This window comes from Ruegeria arenilitoris (assembly GCF_013030265.1).
Classification (GTDB): domain Bacteria; phylum Pseudomonadota; class Alphaproteobacteria; order Rhodobacterales; family Rhodobacteraceae; genus Ruegeria; species Ruegeria arenilitoris_E.
Genome location: NZ_WPZQ01000009.1, coordinates 63,112 through 79,894 on the forward strand (window position 1 = coordinate 63,112; position 16,783 = coordinate 79,894).

The following is a 16,783-nucleotide window of genomic DNA, read 5'->3' on the forward strand; positions in this document are numbered from 1 at the left end:
TAGCGCTGCGTTCAAGCACCCTCACGTCAAATAACAAAAATCATCAGCGATTCGAATGCGAATAGAATCGCCAAACACCCCGGCTATCTTCAGCGCGTTGAGCGCAGTCGGCGTGTGTCATGAGGAGACATCAGATGAAAGACACCGTTTGCGGACTGCTAAAGGCCTCTACTCTTACCGTCGCTTTGTTGGGTTCGGTGGCCATTGTTGCCACAGTGGCAACTCCTGATTTTGCCTATGCTAAGGGAGGTAACGGCAATGGCGGCGGCAACGGTGGCGGAAACGGCAACGGTGGTGGAAACGGCAATGGCGGCGGAAACGGCAATGGTGGTGGAAACGGCAATGGTGGCGGAAACGGCAATGGCGGCGGAAACGGCAATGGTGGCGGAAACGGCGCCAATGGAGCTTCCGGAGATCAGAACTCGGTAGGAAATGGTGGCCGTGGAAAAGGAGCCGACAGAGGCCTTAGCGGCACCAAAGCCGGAGGAACCGGACAAGACAATTCAAGATCGCAATCTGCGCGGTCCGGTCAAGGAAAAGGCGGCGGATTTTCTCTGAAGGATCTGTTTAGTGGAAAAGGGAAAGTGCGCAAAACGACCTCCTCCGCAAAGGGCACCACGACAACGAGAAGCAAGCCCAAAGCCAATGCGCAAAGTACTATTCGCCGGACTGCAATTGTGGATGCGTCCATACGCCCTGTTGCCCGCACCACAGGCAATCGTATCGCGGCGCTGCTTGGAGCGCACCCGTCTGAATTGGGTGCGCTGAACGCAGCCAATGCCAGCCCAACCGCTTTAGCAAACGCTGCTCCAAATTCGCGCGTAGGCAGAATTGCCAATTATCGAGATACAGTGCTGGCCGGAGAACCTTTGCGTGAGGATCTGGAGGAACATTTGGAGGTCCTCGCAGGATTGGAACCGCCGGACCGGACGGTGCAGGAAATCGAAAATGATTTGGAGGCCGCTCTGGGAGATGTTCAAGACAACCGGGACAAAGTCCAAGAGCTTGAGCAGGCTTTGGAAGACGCTGGCGGCACAGATCCAGAGATCGAAGCGCAGCTCGAAGAAGCCCGAGCCGCTTTGGACGGCTCAATCGATCAGGCTCAGGAACTGAATGACGAGAGGCAGGCTGCCATCGACTACAATGAAGCCGTTGCAGAGGTGGAAGAACTGGCAGATCGTGTTGAAGAACAAGACTTAGCCGAGCGTGAAGCTCTGGAAGCCGCAGCCAACAAGCCAGTCACTGACGCAGTTGAGGAACAAGTCAAATCGCTTCTGGGTTTGTAGCCGTGGGCGTCACAGACCAATCTCGGTCTTCAAACAGAACTATCTACTCGCGGATGTTCTGAAAGTTGGTCCAGCCTATTGCTTCACGGGGATTGAAGAGGCTGGACCACATTGTTTGAAATGCCGACATAGAAAATCGGTTACCACAAGGCGCGACAAAAGAGAGATCCCGCCCCAATGTGGGGCGGGATTCACCTTACAATTCCGATGGTTAGGACGAATATCGAGAATTGTTGGGGGGCAACTGATTTGCCTTCAGACGTTGTTATGAGCCTCGGATAGCCGGTCGTTTTTTATGATCTCGTTAAGTGCATTTTCTATAGGAGGGAAGCGACCATTGCTCGACTTCATCCCAGTTAGCAGACGCTTTCCGGCGCTCTTTTCGGAGGTCTGCATTGCAGCTGTTGTGCTACGATCTTCAGTTACAAAGGCAGGCTTGATCATGCTGTTCCCCTTGTTTTTGACCAAACTACATACATTTCGTTTGATCCAACTTGGTCACTATGCCCAAGCTTGGTTGAACACATCGAGAATACATTGTTCACGTTCAGTTAATGTTGTTCGCGAAATAAGAACAAAGGAGCTGTTGGCCGCACAATACTGTTGAAGTGCTTTCAACTTTTGCGGTTTGGGAGGTCGTTTGTTGAGCATATCGTAGTGAGGGGCCCACCGTGCTCCAGAGGAAGAACCTGGAGGTTGGGAGTCACTGCTTATGCGCTCAGCAATACTCGTCTTCGAGCGTCACTTGGCAACTAAAGTTAGAAAGGCACCAGCAATGAAAACAATTTTGGGAATTGTAGCAACCCTGGTGGCATTCCAAACTTCGTCGGTTGCCACTGCGATGAATAGACCACAAACTCCTAAGCTCGAACCAATCGCTGAAGCCTATACAACCACACAGCCTACTCCGGTGAAATCCAAGTCAGGACATTGCCCGCCTGGCTTGGCGAAGAAAGCAGTGCCATGTGTGCCGCCCGGCCAAGCCAAGCGATATCGGGTCGGGGATTACATCTATGACGGGTATGTGCGTATCGACAACCCCAACAGATATGGTCTTAGACGAAACGGCTACTACGTGCGCGCTGGCGACTATGTATACGAAGTGAACCGTGAGACGCACGAGGTGTTGAACCTGATAGGGGCAATAGCCAATGTACTGAATTAAGTATCATCGCCGTTAGTTAGACTTATCACGATTTGCTGTCATTCCCTTCCGTTTGCACTCACTGAAGTCAGTGCTCAACGCTGACATGGCCATGCAAACAGACCTTTGCCGTCGCAGTCGACAGATGGAATATCCAAAAGAACTTCCGGTACTGTTTGCGTATTTCTGGCGGAGTAAGTTGCTATTTGTCCTATTCGATAACGAAGTCAGCTAATTCAAACCCATGAAGTCTCCCGACATCTTCAACCCAGCGGTTTAAAGTGTCATGGGCCGCAAAGCCCGCTCATCAGCCTTTCAAAATCTAGATTTGAATGTCTGGAGTATGCGGTTCGTGACTTACCGTAAATGCGAAAGACCGAAGCTTGGCCAACCGCGGCTATGGGCACATTAAACCCATCCGAGCTAGCCGCAGTGAATGGCAGCAGAGAGCCCTGACCGGTCATTGGCGCACAATCTGGATGCTGCAAATGCAGTCGGCAGATCCCAGCCGTAAGCTGCCATTGCTGATGAACTGAGATGCTGTCAGCCGGACTCGACCCCTCAGTGCTTTCGGCAAACTGCATTCCTATGGACGAAATTCGCACACAACTTCTATGAAGTGGGCACCGGCCCTATGCCTTTAAGATTTCTTCCCTTTCTCAATATCGCGTACTGTGGCCAAATAATCTTCCAGCATTCCATAGTGATCCAAGACCCTGAACGGATTACCCCGCGCCGCCTCCTCTGCGTCGGAATCAGTGATGGAACACCAAGCGCACAAATCTCCGACATCCAGCAAAGGCTCACAGCAATCCTCGCAGACACGAAGTGCTTCGGTAATTTTCCCATTTCCAAATGTGAAAGTACTACCTTCGGCTGCCACCATGAAGGGAAGGGGAAAACTCTTTCCGATACAAAGTTGAAACCAATCAACCCCTTGTGCGCCCGCAACTTCTACACTTTTTGACATCTGATTTTCGGGATATTTGTTCCCGACGATCATGGCTGTAATGCAATCAGACGGAATGAATAGGATGTCGTTACCGCCAACTACTTCAACATACCGATTTCGATCAACCAAGCGACATTCCTGTTCATAACTCCAGTCTCGGTACTTGGAAAAATAGGCTTCGGTTAAAACAGCCTGCCGCAGCCAAACAGCGTGTCTAGGTTTTTTTGTGGCAGTCACCCGCATCAACGATTCTGCGAGCGCTGGATTGGGTTCGGACTTGTAGTCGACATCGCGAATTTCGACTTCTTCAAAACACGCCCGCAACTTTTCAACGTCAAACTCAAGGACAAACCCAGAATGGTTCTGGGCGTAGTGAGCCCACATCGGCGAAACAATTGGGGACTTGGAAAAGCAAGTTGTTGGGTATTGAGGGACCACCTGCACAATGTCGCGGTAGGTGGCAAGGCATTCCGTGGGCACGTCAAAGTTTAACCCCAGAAACAGCTCGTAAGGGTCGTTGTATTCTTTGGGAAGCGAACATTTTAATCCGCAAAACCCCTCCCTTTGAAAAACTAAATCAATAACGCTGCTAGAAAAATACTTGTAGATCTTCAACTCTTGGATATCCCTGAATCATTTTGTTTCTATGAGGCCTGATCACCAATCGTAACGTCGCGGTGTTTGCGACATTAGATCAATTGTAAAAAAGGAAGCAAAATCAGAAGGCCGTAGTCGAACCCAATCATGACTTTCTTCGTCCTGCTTGGCCTCTACAGGGATTTTCAAGTGATCAAAGCTCCCCTGATTCAGCTGAAAATCTGACTTGGATAGCACCAAGAGCTCGTAACCTCCGCCGACGATAGTGATTTTTTCTATGTGATCAGCGAGTTCGCCGCTGCACTCAAAACCAATCATGCTACGATCCAGGTCGATCATTTTGCAAGTGGGCTGAAATCGATCGAGAAAGGGTTCGGACAACGTCCTGAAATACAAGTGCGGAACACCCACCTCCAGTATGCCACTGGAGCCCGAGGTACGAATGTACTCAATATTCTCTTCTACGCGAGAATTTTTGGGGTGTTCTGGATTTTTTACATAGTCAGCATACTGCTGATGTTGTGGTGTTCCGGGAAGAAGCCAACTATAGCCAAAACCGTACTGTTTATTCTTGGGATGCCTGATAGAGTGGGCTTCCTGCTGTTCCAACGTCTCTACTATTTCGTCAGTTCCTCCTCCAAAGGTAAAGCCAAGAAGTCCGTCGACGTGGACTCTCAGTGTGATCATCGTTTGAAAGAAAAACTCTCCCTTGCAGGCATCCCAAATTGATGTATCAAGTTCAATGACCGTCCAAAGGCTGTCCAAAAGCGCTTGAGATTCCAACAAAAATTGAATCCGTTTCGTTCGCTGATCTAGCCCCGTCAACCCGGAACTGATCGCCGAGTTAATCTCATCCGCCCAAGCGCTAAAAAACTCCTTTTGCTCAGCGTCACTCAGTGGAATATCTAGATATCGAAACCGAGTTACATACCCTCGATTGGAATCCAAAACGATCCTTAATCTCTCTCGATCAAATATGTCGCAAAAGCTGATACCCTTAGCATAAGCGTGCTTCTTCAACGACGCGATTATTCCCGGGGTAAGACCAACGTTTGTGAGGAACACAAACCCCTTTGCCTGCGGGGAGTCGTCCTTTTTTGGCTGTAGTGCGCTTTTCAAATCTTCTTTGAATTTTTTTTGTATCTGCTTTCTGTGCTCAGCCAAATCAGTTGCACCGTTTACAAACCCAACCGCGCCAAAGAACAAATCTTCCTTATAGTGTCCCTGTAAATCACGTCCTCCATCTGGTCCGCCTTTTGGTAGCCGAGGCCTGATATCGGTGTAGTCATCTTGTACAGACAAAATCTCCAAGCACATGCGCTCACGCATAGCTTGATTTGCGTCCAAATGATCCTTTAGACGTCTTTCGGTCTCGCTCATGCTCCATTCTCCTTGCGCAGTGAACTCAAAACTATAGGGTACGGCGCAGCGGGCAATCGAAAAGTACTCCGTTGATAATGAGCGTTTTTTTGGGGGGGCTCAAAAAAATGCCCTCTCAAGTTACTCTTCGGGATCGCAAGCGAGAAAGCTGGATTTTTGTGCGCTACAATAGTTGCTGGCGTCGGAGAACTCACTTGAGGACAACGCTAATTTTCCCGAAGTTCGTGTGCCAACATAATGTCCGCTTTAACAGTAATTCAGTCATCAGTGGCACTCTGAGCTGCAACCGCAGCGAAAGTCCGCTGTGTGGCCGCTATCCCATGCCTTGCCCAGCAAGTTACAGGAGCAGCGAAGGTCTGTCTTAGTCCGCAATGCAGACCTTCGGCGTTGGCGGGGCCGATGACCGCTAGCCGCCTCTCTTATCAAAGCCTGATAGTTTCTTCAGCGCCGCGCCATCTCATTCGTCTTTCCTTGTTAGATTTGCAAACGACCCCGGAAGAAACCCGAGGCCGTTTACTCCTATCAACAGCCAAAATGACCTATTGAAACGTTTAGGTCATGTCGCATGAAACGCCACACTACATTCAAATCAGGCTGATGGTCAGCCGCACTTGGAGTGACCACAGCTTCGGCAAGTCATGCACCCTTCGATCATGACCATGTCGTATTGTCCGCAGGATGGGCATGCCTTGCCACGCGGAGCATCCATGTTCACAACCTGCGCCTGCGGATCGGATTTCAGCCCCATCCCCTCTCCTTCGAGAAAGCCGATGGCGACCATGTGCTGTTCAATCACGCCACCAATTGCGGCCAGAATTGATGGGATGTACTTGCCCTGAACCCAGGCACCACCACGCGGGTCGAACACCGCTTTCAACTCTTCAACCACAAATGAAACATCACCACCACGACGGAACACAGCCGAGATCATCCGCGTCAGGGCCAGCGTCCAGGCATAATGCTCCATGTTTTTCGAGTTGATAAAAACCTCGAATGGTCTGCGACGCCCGCCAATCACGATGTCATTGATGGTCAGATAGATCGCATGCTCGCTATCGGGCCATTTCAGCTTATATGTCGATCCCTCAAGCGATTGTGGTCGATCCAGAGGCTCGGACATGTAGATGACATCGCCGCCATCAACTTCATGAGGCGCATCAGCGCTTTCGCCGGGCACTTTGTCCGAGCTTTCAGAAACCGTCAGGACAGAACCCGTCACATCATTCGGTCTGTAGGTAGTGCAACCCTTGCAGCCCAGATCCCAGGCTTGCATGTAAACATCTTTGAACGCGTCAAAGCTGATATCTTCGGGGCAGTTGATGGTTTTGGAGATCGAACTGTCGATCCATTTCTGTGCAGCGGCCTGCATCTTGACGTGATCTGACGGCGACAGTGTTTGGGCATTGACGAAGTAGTCCGGCAGCTCAACATCCCCAAACTTGTCACGCCACATCTGAACCGCATAATCCACGACCTCTTCTTCGGTACGTGAGCCATCTTTCTGCAGAACCTTGCGGGTATAGGCATAGGCAAAGACCGGTTCGATCCCAGACGACACGTTCCCAGCATAGAGCGAGATCGTCCCGGTTGGTGCGATTGATGTTAGCAAGGCGTTGCGAATGCCATGCTCGCGGATCGCATCGCGTACGTCGTCATCCATCTGCAGCATCGTGCCGCTGTCCAGATACTTCTCAGCGTCAAACAGGGGGAAGGCGCCTTTTTCCTTGGCCAAGTCTACTGACGCCAGATAAGCGGCGCGAGCGATTGCGTGCAGCCAGCGCTCGGTCTGTTGCGCCGCTTCATCTGAGCCATAGCGCAGGCCCAGCATCAGCAAGGCATCCGCAAGCCCGGTGACACCCAGACCGATCCGGCGCTTGGCCTGAGCTTCTGCTGCTTGCTCCGGCAGCGGGAACTTCGACGCATCCACCACGTTGTCCATCATCCGAACTGCGGTTGCGACCAGCTCTTGCATGGCCGCCTCATCAAGATGGGCGTCTTTTCCGAACGGATCCGCAACCAGACGTGCCAGATTAACCGAACCCAAAAGGCAAGCACCATAGGGCGGCAAAGGTTGCTCACCGCAGGGGTTTGTTGCCGCGATGGTCTCGACATAGCTCAGGTTATTGGCCTGATTGATGCGATCAATGAAGATTACACCCGGCTCGGCATAATCGTAGGTTGCCTGCATGATCTTGTTCCAAAGATCACGCGCCTGAACGGTGTGATAGACCTTGTCGCCGAACACCAGCTCCCATGGGCCATCAGCCTTGACTGCCTCCATGAAGGCATCGGTAACCAGCACCGACATGTTAAACATACGCAGGCGCGCAGGGTCGGATTTGGCGGTAATGAAGTGCTCGATATCCGGATGGTCGCAGCGCATGGTCGCCATCATCGCACCCCGGCGTGATCCAGCCGACATGATCGTGCGGCACATGGCGTCCCAGACATCCATGAACGACAACGGCCCCGAGGCATCAGCGGCCACGCCATGCACATCCGCGCCGCGCGGACGAATGGTTGAGAAATCGTAACCGATTCCGCCGCCCTGCTGCATCGTCAGTGCCGCCTCTTTCAACATGTCGAAGATACCGCCCATGCTGTCCGGAACTGTCCCCATCACGAAGCAGTTGAACAGGGTAACGCGCCGCGCGGTCCCCGCTCCGGCGGTAATGCGCCCTGCAGGAAGATATTTGAAATCTTCTAAAGCCTCGAAAAACTTCTGCTCCCAGTGTGCGGGATCATTTTCGACCTGAGCCAGATCGCGCGCGATGCGACGCCACGAGTCCTCGACTGTCTGGTCAATGGGTGTGCCATCCGCCTGTTTAAAGCGGTATTTCATGTCCCAGATCTGCTCGGCGATGGGGGCGGCAAAGCGGCTCATTGGTGATTCCCTGTCTTGAAAGAGGCACCCAGATTAGACCATTTCAACGCCCGACCACAACAGCTTGATGACAATCGCGCATGAGCTACAATATAAAGGTGGGCCTAGGGACGACTCTGTGGGAAAGCTGTGGATAAGTACGTAAACCTCATAAAACTATCGGTCGGATCGGAAAGCGTCGACACCCTGATCGCGTGGCAGGATACCTACCGCCAGCGGTTCGAGGACGGCTTGCCCCGCCATGTCACCCGTATGTGGCCCAAGCGTGAGGCAGAGATTCTGAAGGGCGGGTCGATCTATTGGGTAATCAAAGGCGTCGTGCAATGCCGCCAGCGTATCCTGAGGCTGGATGAGGTTATCGGCGACGACGGCATTCGCCGTTGCGCTATCGTGTTGGAACCCGAAGTGCATCGCACCCAAAACGCCCAGAAACGACCGTTTCAGGGTTGGCGCTATTTAAAGCCCGAAGATACCCCCGCAGACCTGCCCAAAGGCAAGTCGCAGGATGATGCTCTGCCCGAAGATCTGAACCGAGCGCTGGCTGAGATCGGCGTCCTTTAAGATCAGCTCAGCCGATCCATCAACTCAGACAGTACCGCTTTATCAGCCGGGCTATAGCTGGCTTCTCGGCTGCGCCACAGGGTCGCCTGCGACTTCAGAATCAAACCATCAGACAAGATCTTCAGGTGATTGGCCCGTAACGTTTCACCGGTTGAGGTGATGTCAGCGATGGCCTCGGCAGTTTCGTTGACTACCGTGCCTTCCGTTGCCCCCTGACTATCCACCAATGTGTAGTCGGCCACCCCTGCATCGGTCAGGAATTCCCGCACCAGCCTGTGATACTTTGTTGCAATGCGCAGCCGGTGCCCGTGGGTTCGACGAAATGCAGCCGCAGCGCCATCCAGATCGTCCAGCGTATCGACATCCACCCAACAGGCTGGGGTGGCAATGATCAGGTCAGCCTGACCGAAGCCCAAAAGGGATACTTCTTCGACTTGCTGCTCCCATCGGGGTAATTTCTCATGCACAAGGTCAGTACCCGTTACACCCATGTGGATGCGCCCCGCCGCTAGCTCGCGCGGGATTTCACCAGCGGAAAGCAGGATCAGCGAGACGCCGTCTATCCCTTCAACTTTGCCGGCATACTCGCGGTCAGACCCGCTACGGGACAGAATAATCCCGCGTTTTTCAAACCATGAGAAGGTTTTTTCCATCAACCGGCCCTTCGAGGGCACACCCAGTTTCAGGCTCATTGCGCCGCCTCCTCGATCTCGAGCATCAGGTCCGGTCTCAGCACACCACCAACCGCAGGTATTTCCGCGCCGTTACCCAGTTGCCGGGTCAGGGCGTCATATCGTCCACCTGTGGCGATAGGAGGCAGATCAGGGCGACCCTCGGCGTAGAAGCCAAAGACAAACCCATCATAGTACTCCATCGATGTACGCCCATAGGCAGCCTCGAAATCCAACTTTTCTACATCGACACCGCGCGCCTGCAGTGAAGCGATCCGCGTCTCCAACCGGTCCAGGGCTGGTGTGATCTGAGGAAGATCGACGGCCACATCGCGCAATTGCTCAAGCGCAAAGGGCATTGTCTCGCGCACGGTTAGCAGCGACTCAAGGCCCGCAAGTTCGTTGTCGGAAATGGGTGGCGTGTCCCGATCTTCGCGCAACGCTACAATGCGTGCCTCGATCTCTGATGCACGTCGCTTTCCGATCATCGGGGCCTCGAAAGCCATTGGATTAGCCGCCGATAGCAATTCGCTGCGCAATTCCGGTTCAGGCTTACGTCCAGCAAATCGATCCAGCAGAATGCGGAAACGGCGAGGTCGCCACAAGTGCCGCATCAGAGCGGACTTACGACGGTCAGTTGTACGCAGGCCCTGTACTGCAGCGATCAGTATGCCAATGTCCCCGGTAGCCGCACGCAAAGGCAAGCCGCGCAATTGCAGAGCAAAGAGAGAAAAGACCTCGGCGTCTGCCCCTGAGGGATCATCGCGGTCAAAGACCTCATACCCGACCTGAATGTACTCGTTGGCCCGGTCCGGATCATGCTCCTGACGGCGAAACACTTCACCGGAATAGGTATATCGTGCCGGCTCGGCCCCTTCTGTCATGTGCATCTGCACAACGGGCAGCGTAAAGTCGGGACGTAGCATCTGTTCGCCCCGCAGAGCGTCTGAGGTCACATACGCCCGGGCACGGATATCCTCGCCGTACAGATCAAGCAGCGTTTCCGCCGGTTGCAGCAAAGGCGTATCGACAACCTGCGCGCCAGCGGCCTCGAACCGGACGCGCATCATCGCGGCGCGGGCCTGTATCTGAGAACGGTTGGCCATGGATCAGTCCTGACTGTCCAGAATTTCACGCACTTTGGCGACCAGATCACCACGTGGCACTTCGAACTGGCTGGGGCGTTCTTTCCATTCCTCCAGCGTGGCACTTTCGGCAATTTTCGCGCCCAGGATCAGATCCTTGATTTGCACGATCCCGTTGGCCTTTTCGTCACCGCCTTCGATCACCGCGATCGGAGAGTTCCGCTTGTCCGCATATTTCAGCTGATTGCCAAAGTTCTTGGGGTTACCCAGATAAACCTCGGCCCGAATACCCGCGTTACGCAGCTCGGCCACCATCGCCTGATAATCCGCCATCCGGTCGCGATCCATTACGGTAACGACCACCGGGCCGGTCGCTTGCGCGGCGATCCTGCCCTTCTCACGCAGGGCGGCCAGCAGTCGATCGACGCCGATAGAAATACCCGTCGCGGGAACTTCCTGTCCGGTGAATCGCTTGACCAGATCGTCATAACGTCCACCGCCCGAGACTGACCCAAACTGCCGCTTGCGGCCTTTCTCGTCGAAAATTTCGAAGGTCAGTTCAGCCTCGTAGACCGGGCCAGTATAGTAGCCCAGACCGCGCACAACCGAAGGATCGATCTCGATCCGGTCCGCTCCGTACCCACCTGCATCGAGCAGTGCGCCGATTTGCTCCAACTCGGCAATTCCGTCCACGCCGATCTTGCTGTTACCTACAGCGGTACGCAGATTGGCCAGCGTTCCAGCGGTATCCGCCGCCTTCGAGGTCAGGAAAGCAATCACCGGCTCTGCCTGATCGTCGCTGAGACCAACTCCGTCAATAAACGCACCCGATGCGTCCAAACGACCTTTGGTCAGCAACTCACGCACACCCTGCTCACCCACCTTGTCGAACTTGTCGATGGTGCGCAGGACATTGTCACGAGCGGCAACATCATCTCCAAGGCCCATCGCCTCAAGCACACCGTTCAGAACTTTGCGGTTATTGACGCGCACCAGATAATCGCCGCGCGGAATGCCGACGGTCTCCAACGTATCAGACAGCATTGCGCAAATCTCGGCGTCCGCGGCCATCGAGGCCGTACCCACCGTATCGGCATCGCACTGATAGAACTGGCGGTAGCGACCTGGTCCGGGCTTTTCGTTGCGCCAGACCGGCCCCATCGCATAGCGGCGATAAGGCGTCGGCAGATCGTTGCGGTGCTGCGCATAGACCCGCGCCAGTGGTGCGGTCAGGTCATAGCGCAGGGCCATCCAGTCGCCCTTGTCGTTTTCGTCAACTTCCTGCCATGCAAAGACCCCCTCATTCGGGCGATCCACGTCTGGCAGGAACTTGCCCAGCGCTTCGACGGTTTCCACAGCGCTGCTTTCCAGCGCATCAAAACCGTATCGATGATAGACGCCAGCAATGGTCCGCAGCATCTCAGTTCGCTGCGAGACTTCCGAGCCGAAATAGTCGCGGAACCCTTTCGGCGTGATTGCCTTGGGGCGGGGCTGTTTCTTGGGCTTGGCCATTTTGGGGCGTCCTTGGGAGGTTTATGTTCCGCGCGCGGTCTATCCCATGGCCCTGATCGGGGCAAGCCAAGCCTCTGTCGCAGGGCATGGTTTCTCTGGTCTTGAGATTGCAGTGCCGCTATGACCGGCCCAGATACAGGAGCCCCGAATGCAGCATCTGGAAGAACAGATCGCCCATCTGACCCGCACAGTTGAAGAGCTGAACACGGTCGTCACACGCCAACAAGACGAAATCGATCGCCTGACCCGTCGCGTCGAAATGCTGCTGCAGCGCGAGGCTGAACGGGCACAGGAAGGGTCAGGCGGCGTTGTCATCGGAGACGAACGCCCGCCTCACTACTGAGGGTTCAAAACCCCAGCGTCGTTTTCACCGCGTTGTCGACCACTCCACCCAATAGGGCGTTCTTGTCCGCGGCGCATCCATCCGACAGAGCGGCTATGAATGCTTCACGCAGCTGTGCTTTTTCTTCATCCGTGGTCGCATGATCTTCGATATTGACCTGACGATTGTAGAGCGACAAAGCCGTCATCTTCTGAACAACCGCCACCACAAATTCTTCGTCACCATCCGCCTCTTCAGCAATCGAGGCGCACGTATAGTGCATCAGGGGCAATGCATCCTGCACCATCTGATCTGCTGCATCATCGGCCATCGCCACACTGGGACCCGCAAAGATCACGGCGTAAGCGGACATTCTGAGTTTACTTAACCGCATCGCAATCACTTCCAGTTATGTCCGATAATGGCCCCAGCGACACCGCCGATCGCTGCACCTTTGCCATCGCCGACCAGCGCCCCAACACCTGCGCCAATCAGGGCGCCTTCAATTGTATTCTTTTTCTTTTTGTTGTCCGCATATCCTGCGGTCGCAGATGCCAAAATCAGCGAGGTTGCCGCAGCGATAGTGAAAAATCTGAATCCAGTACCAGCAATCGTCATCTGGGTGCCCTCCTATGACGTGACCCAATGAATTACTTATACGTTCAGCCTAACCGTGCGCTAACCCTCTGGCAACAAACCAATGACTGTTCAGATTTCCTCGACCGACATAACGCCGTCCAGGGATTTGATGGCACCTTTGATTTGCGGGTTGATGGGAAAGCTCTGCCCCAGATCCATCTCGACATCTCCGGGCAGACCCGGGTCAAGCAGGCAAAGCTGAATCGGCCCCTTTGAAGTCCCTTTGGCGGCATTGGCTGCATCTTCCAAAACCTTGGCAACCGTGGGCAGGACGCCAGCCTCGTCAACAAAGATACGCAATCCGGTGGCACCCGCTTCGGCCACAACCGAGTCCACTGGCCCTACTGACCGACCCAATAGTTTCAGCTGATCAGCTTCCATCGTCGCTTCGGCGGTCAGCACCACCTGCGCGCCAGTTTCCAGAAACTCGCGACTTTTCTCCAGCGTCTCCGAAAACAAGGTGACCTCATAGGCCCCGGTGGGATCTGAAAGCTGAGCAAAAGCAAACCGGTTACCGCGTGCGGATTTACGCTCCTGCCTTCCGGCCACAACCCCGGCCATCTTGGCGATCAATGGGCCCGAGCGTGCCTTTTCCATCACCTCGTCCAGCGTCAGAACCTGCTTGCGCTTAAGCGCTGGCATATAGTCGTCCAGCGGGTGGCCCGAGAGATAAAAGCCGATAGCTTTGAATTCTTCGCTCAGACGTTCAGCAGGCAGCCAATCTGGTGATGGAGACAGCCGTGGTTCAGGCAGGTCATCGCCAGCTTCACCGAACAAGGATACCTGGTTCGAGTTCTTCTGATCATGGATTGCTGCCGAGTATTGGACGAGCGGATCAAGGCTTTCGAATACGCGGCGACGGTTTTTGTCAAGCTCGTCAAAGGCCCCTGCCCGCGCCAACATCTCCAGCGGGCGTTTCCCGACTTTCTTCAAGTCAACCTGACGAGCAAAGTCGAACAGGTTCACGAAGGGCTTGTCACCGCGCCCTTCGACGACAAGGTTCATCGCCTCGACACCCACGTTCTTGAGCGCGCCCAGCGCGTAGACCAGGTGCCCATCGACCACATCGAATGTCGCAAGAGAGCGATTCACACAGGGCGGCACATAGGGCAATTCCAGCCCTTTGCGGACTTCTTCGAAATAGATGGCCAGCTTATCGGTCAGGTGAATATCGCAGTTCATGACACCGGCCATGAACTCGACCGGGTGGTTCGCCTTTAGCCAGCCGGTTTGATAGCTGACGACCGCGTAAGCCGCTGCGTGGGATTTGTTGAAGCCGTAGTTGGCGAATTTCTCGAGCAGGTCGAAGACCTCAGACGCCTTCTTGGCGTCGACACCATTCTCTCCCGCACCCTTTTCGAATTTGGGGCGCTCGGCGTCCATCGCCTCTTTGATCTTTTTACCCATCGCACGGCGCAGCAAGTCAGCGCCGCCGAGGCTATAGCCTGCCATGACCTGCGCGATCTGCATAACCTGTTCCTGATAAACGATGATGCCTTGGGTTTCCTCAAGGATGTAGTCGATCAGCGGGTGGACGGATTCAATTTTCCGCAGCCCGTTCTTGACCTCGCAATAGGTCGGGATGTTCTCCATCGGGCCCGGACGGTACAACGCGACGAGGGCCACGATATCCTCGATACAGGTAGGCTTCATGCGCTTGAGCGCATCCATCATACCCGAGGATTCCACCTGGAACACAGCTACTGTCTTGGCTGCCGAATAGAGTTTATATGTCGCCTCATCATCCAGTGGAATGGCGTTGATCTGGTTCTCTGCCCCTTCGGCGGGTTCATAAAGCACAGTACCATCAGCAGCGACATGCAACGGGCGATCAGATTTGAAAATCAAATCCATCGCGTTCTGGATCACGGTTAGCGTCTTCAGGCCCAGAAAGTCGAATTTCACCAGCCCGGCTTGTTCGACCCACTTCATATTGAACTGGGTCGCAGGCATGTCAGAGCGCGGGTCCTGATACAGCGGCACCAGAGCATCAAGCGGGCGGTCCCCGATCACCACACCCGCCGCGTGGGTCGAGGCGTTTCGCAATAGCCCCTCGACCTGCTGGCCATAGGTCAACAGACGATCGACGACCTCTTCGTTTCGCGCTTCTTCGCGAAGGCGAGGTTCATCTTTTAACGCCTTTTCGATCGAGACAGGTTTAACTCCCTCGACCGGGATCATCTTGGACAGGCGGTCGACCTGCCCGTACGGCATTTGCAAAACCCGCCCGATATCGCGCACGGCGGCCTTGGATAGAAGCGCACCAAAGGTGATGATCTGCCCCACCTTGTCGCGCCCGTATTTCTGCTGCACGTAACGGATCACCTCTTCGCGGCGGTCCATGCAGAAGTCGATATCGAAGTCCGGCATCGAGACACGTTCCGGGTTCAGGAAGCGTTCGAAAAGCAGTGAATACCGCAGTGGGTCAAGGTCGGTAATCGTCAGCGCATAGGCGACCAGCGAGCCCGCACCCGAACCCCGCCCCGGCCCCACTGGAATGTCGTGGTCTTTGGCCCATTGGATGAAGTCGGCAACGATCAGAAAATAGCCCGGGAACCCCATGCCTTCGATGATACCAAGCTCGAAATCCAGCCGCTCCTGATACTCTTCGGGCGTCACCGCATGCGGAATAACGGCCAGACGTTTCTGCAGGCCTTCGTTGGCGATACGCCGCAACTCGGCCACCTCGTCATCTGCGAATTTCGGAAGGATCGGATCACGGCGATAAGCCATGAAGGCGCAGCGTTTGGCGATCTCGACCGTGTTTTCAATCGCTTCGGGCAGGTCGGCGAACAGGGTCACCATTTCTTGCTGCGACTTGAAATAGTGCTGCGCAGTCAGGCGACGGCGTCCTTCCTGCTGATCGACATAAGCGCCCTCGGAGATGCAGATCAGCGCATCATGCGCCTCATACATATCTGAGGTCGGAAAATAGACGTCATTGGTGGCGACCAACGGCAGGTTCTTGGCATAGGCCATCTCGACATGACCGCGCTCGGTCAGGCGTTCCGCTTCGGGCTGACCGCCCTCACCGGGATGGCGCTGCAATTCTATGTACAATCGATCAGGGAACATCGCTGCCAGACGATCCACCAAAGCCTCAGCCGCCGGGCGCTGACCCTGCTGCAGCAGCATGCCAACCGGACCATCCGGCCCACCGGTGAGACAGATCAGGCCATCCGATCGTTCTGAAAGCTCCTCTAGCGTCACCTGCGGCAACTGCCCGCCCTTATCCACGTACAGGCAAGAGCTGAGCTTCATCAGGTTCTCATATCCAACCTCGGACTGCGCAAGCAGGACCAACGGCGCTGGCGCTTTGGGCTTTTCCCCCGGTTGAGCCTGCACATAGGTCAGATCGACCTGACAGCCCATGATCGGTTGCACTCCGGCCCCGCTGGCCGTCACCGAAAACTCCAGTGCCGAGAACATACTGTTGGTGTCGGTTACCGCGACGGCGGGCATATCCATCTTTTCACACAAGCCGGGCAGCTTTTTCAGCCGCACGGCGCCTTCCAAAAGGGAATATTCTGTGTGAACGCGGAGGTGAATGAATCGAGGAGTACTGCTCATAACCGCCACGCTATCTCAGTCGGACACGGGGCAAAAGCAGGAACCGTCGCTTTGGAATGCCTTAAAAATCAGCGTTGATTATTCGGGTTTTCCAGAAGGTGCTTCGGAGTTCAGCAGCAACCAAAGGCAAAAAGCGCTTTAGTTTCAATCATGTGCTTATTAAACGAACAGCACAATCAC

At 54.6% G+C, this 16,783-nt stretch carries 14 protein-coding genes; 4 read left to right on the forward strand and 10 right to left on the reverse strand.

All coding sequences use genetic code 11. The annotated features are described in order from the left end of the window. The first annotated feature begins 134 nt into the window (after positions 1-134). Positions 135-1,286: a hypothetical protein gene (locus GOX61_RS16405; RefSeq protein WP_170335352.1), complete on the forward strand. Its 1,152-nt coding sequence runs from the start codon at positions 135-137 to the stop codon at positions 1,284-1,286. A gap of 255 nt (positions 1,287-1,541) precedes the next feature. Here the strand turns inward: GOX61_RS16405 and GOX61_RS16410 are convergent, their stop codons facing one another. Continuing rightward, entirely contained in the window at positions 1,542-1,730 is a 189-nt protein-coding gene (locus tag GOX61_RS16410; protein ID WP_170335438.1) for a hypothetical protein, read from the reverse strand. 397 nt (positions 1,731-2,127) lie between these two features. On the opposite strand from GOX61_RS16410, the gene GOX61_RS16415 reads away from it, so the two are divergent. Next, positions 2,128-2,451, forward strand: a complete 324-nt coding sequence (locus GOX61_RS16415) for an excinuclease ABC subunit A (RefSeq protein WP_254436901.1) — start codon at positions 2,128-2,130, stop codon at positions 2,449-2,451. Positions 2,452-3,070: 619 nt separating this feature from the next. On the opposite strand, the gene GOX61_RS16420 is transcribed toward GOX61_RS16415, so the two are convergent. The 3 genes from GOX61_RS16420 to GOX61_RS16430 form a co-directional block, all read right to left on the reverse strand. Then, a complete protein-coding gene (locus tag GOX61_RS16420; RefSeq protein WP_170335440.1) occupies positions 3,071-3,997 on the reverse strand; it encodes a DUF2971 domain-containing protein in 927 nt (308 codons plus the stop codon). 42 nt (positions 3,998-4,039) lie between these two features. Then, positions 4,040-5,359: a hypothetical protein gene (locus tag GOX61_RS16425; RefSeq protein WP_170335442.1), complete on the reverse strand. Its 1,320-nt coding sequence runs from the start codon at positions 5,357-5,359 to the stop codon at positions 4,040-4,042. A 601-nt stretch (positions 5,360-5,960) separates the two neighbouring features. Further along, positions 5,961-8,243, reverse strand: coding sequence for an adenosylcobalamin-dependent ribonucleoside-diphosphate reductase (locus GOX61_RS16430; protein WP_170335444.1), 2,283 nt, complete (start codon positions 8,241-8,243; stop codon positions 5,961-5,963). A gap of 129 nt (positions 8,244-8,372) precedes the next feature. On the opposite strand from GOX61_RS16430, the gene GOX61_RS16435 reads away from it, so the two are divergent. Further along, positions 8,373-8,804, forward strand: coding sequence for a DUF1489 family protein (locus tag GOX61_RS16435; RefSeq protein ID WP_170335446.1), 432 nt, complete (start codon positions 8,373-8,375; stop codon positions 8,802-8,804). A 2-nt stretch (positions 8,805-8,806) separates the two neighbouring features. On the opposite strand, the gene hisG is transcribed toward GOX61_RS16435, so the two are convergent. Genes hisG through hisS form a run of 3 tightly spaced genes read right to left on the reverse strand, consistent with a single transcriptional unit; the run spans position 8,807 to position 12,072 of the window. Continuing rightward, entirely contained in the window at positions 8,807-9,496 is a 690-nt protein-coding gene (gene hisG, locus GOX61_RS16440) for an ATP phosphoribosyltransferase (RefSeq protein ID WP_170335448.1), read from the reverse strand. Beyond that, positions 9,493-10,581 (reverse strand): ATP phosphoribosyltransferase regulatory subunit, encoded by a 1,089-nt coding sequence (locus tag GOX61_RS16445; RefSeq protein WP_170335450.1) that lies wholly within the window; start codon positions 10,579-10,581, stop codon positions 9,493-9,495. The genes hisG and GOX61_RS16445 overlap by 4 nt, the downstream gene beginning before the upstream one ends. 3 nt (positions 10,582-10,584) lie before the next feature. Beyond that, positions 10,585-12,072: a histidine--tRNA ligase gene (gene hisS, locus GOX61_RS16450; protein WP_170335452.1), complete on the reverse strand. Its 1,488-nt coding sequence runs from the start codon at positions 12,070-12,072 to the stop codon at positions 10,585-10,587. A gap of 148 nt (positions 12,073-12,220) precedes the next feature. On the opposite strand from hisS, the gene GOX61_RS16455 reads away from it, so the two are divergent. Next, positions 12,221-12,415, forward strand: coding sequence for a SlyX family protein (locus GOX61_RS16455; protein WP_155148085.1), 195 nt, complete (start codon positions 12,221-12,223; stop codon positions 12,413-12,415). A 4-nt stretch (positions 12,416-12,419) separates the two neighbouring features. Here the strand turns inward: GOX61_RS16455 and GOX61_RS16460 are convergent, their stop codons facing one another. The 3 genes from GOX61_RS16460 to dnaE form a co-directional block, all read right to left on the reverse strand. Next, on the reverse strand, positions 12,420-12,767 hold the full coding sequence (locus GOX61_RS16460) for a hypothetical protein (RefSeq protein WP_209016279.1): 348 nt from the start codon (positions 12,765-12,767) through the stop codon (positions 12,420-12,422). 26 nt (positions 12,768-12,793) lie between these two features. Further along, positions 12,794-13,012 carry a hypothetical protein gene (locus GOX61_RS16465; RefSeq protein ID WP_155148081.1) on the reverse strand — a complete coding sequence of 73 codons (219 nt, stop codon included), beginning with the start codon at positions 13,010-13,012 and terminating at the stop codon, positions 12,794-12,796. Positions 13,013-13,102: 90 nt separating this feature from the next. Further along, entirely contained in the window at positions 13,103-16,603 is a 3,501-nt protein-coding gene (gene dnaE, locus GOX61_RS16470) for a DNA polymerase III subunit alpha (RefSeq protein ID WP_170335454.1), read from the reverse strand. Positions 16,604-16,783 lie beyond the last annotated feature (180 nt).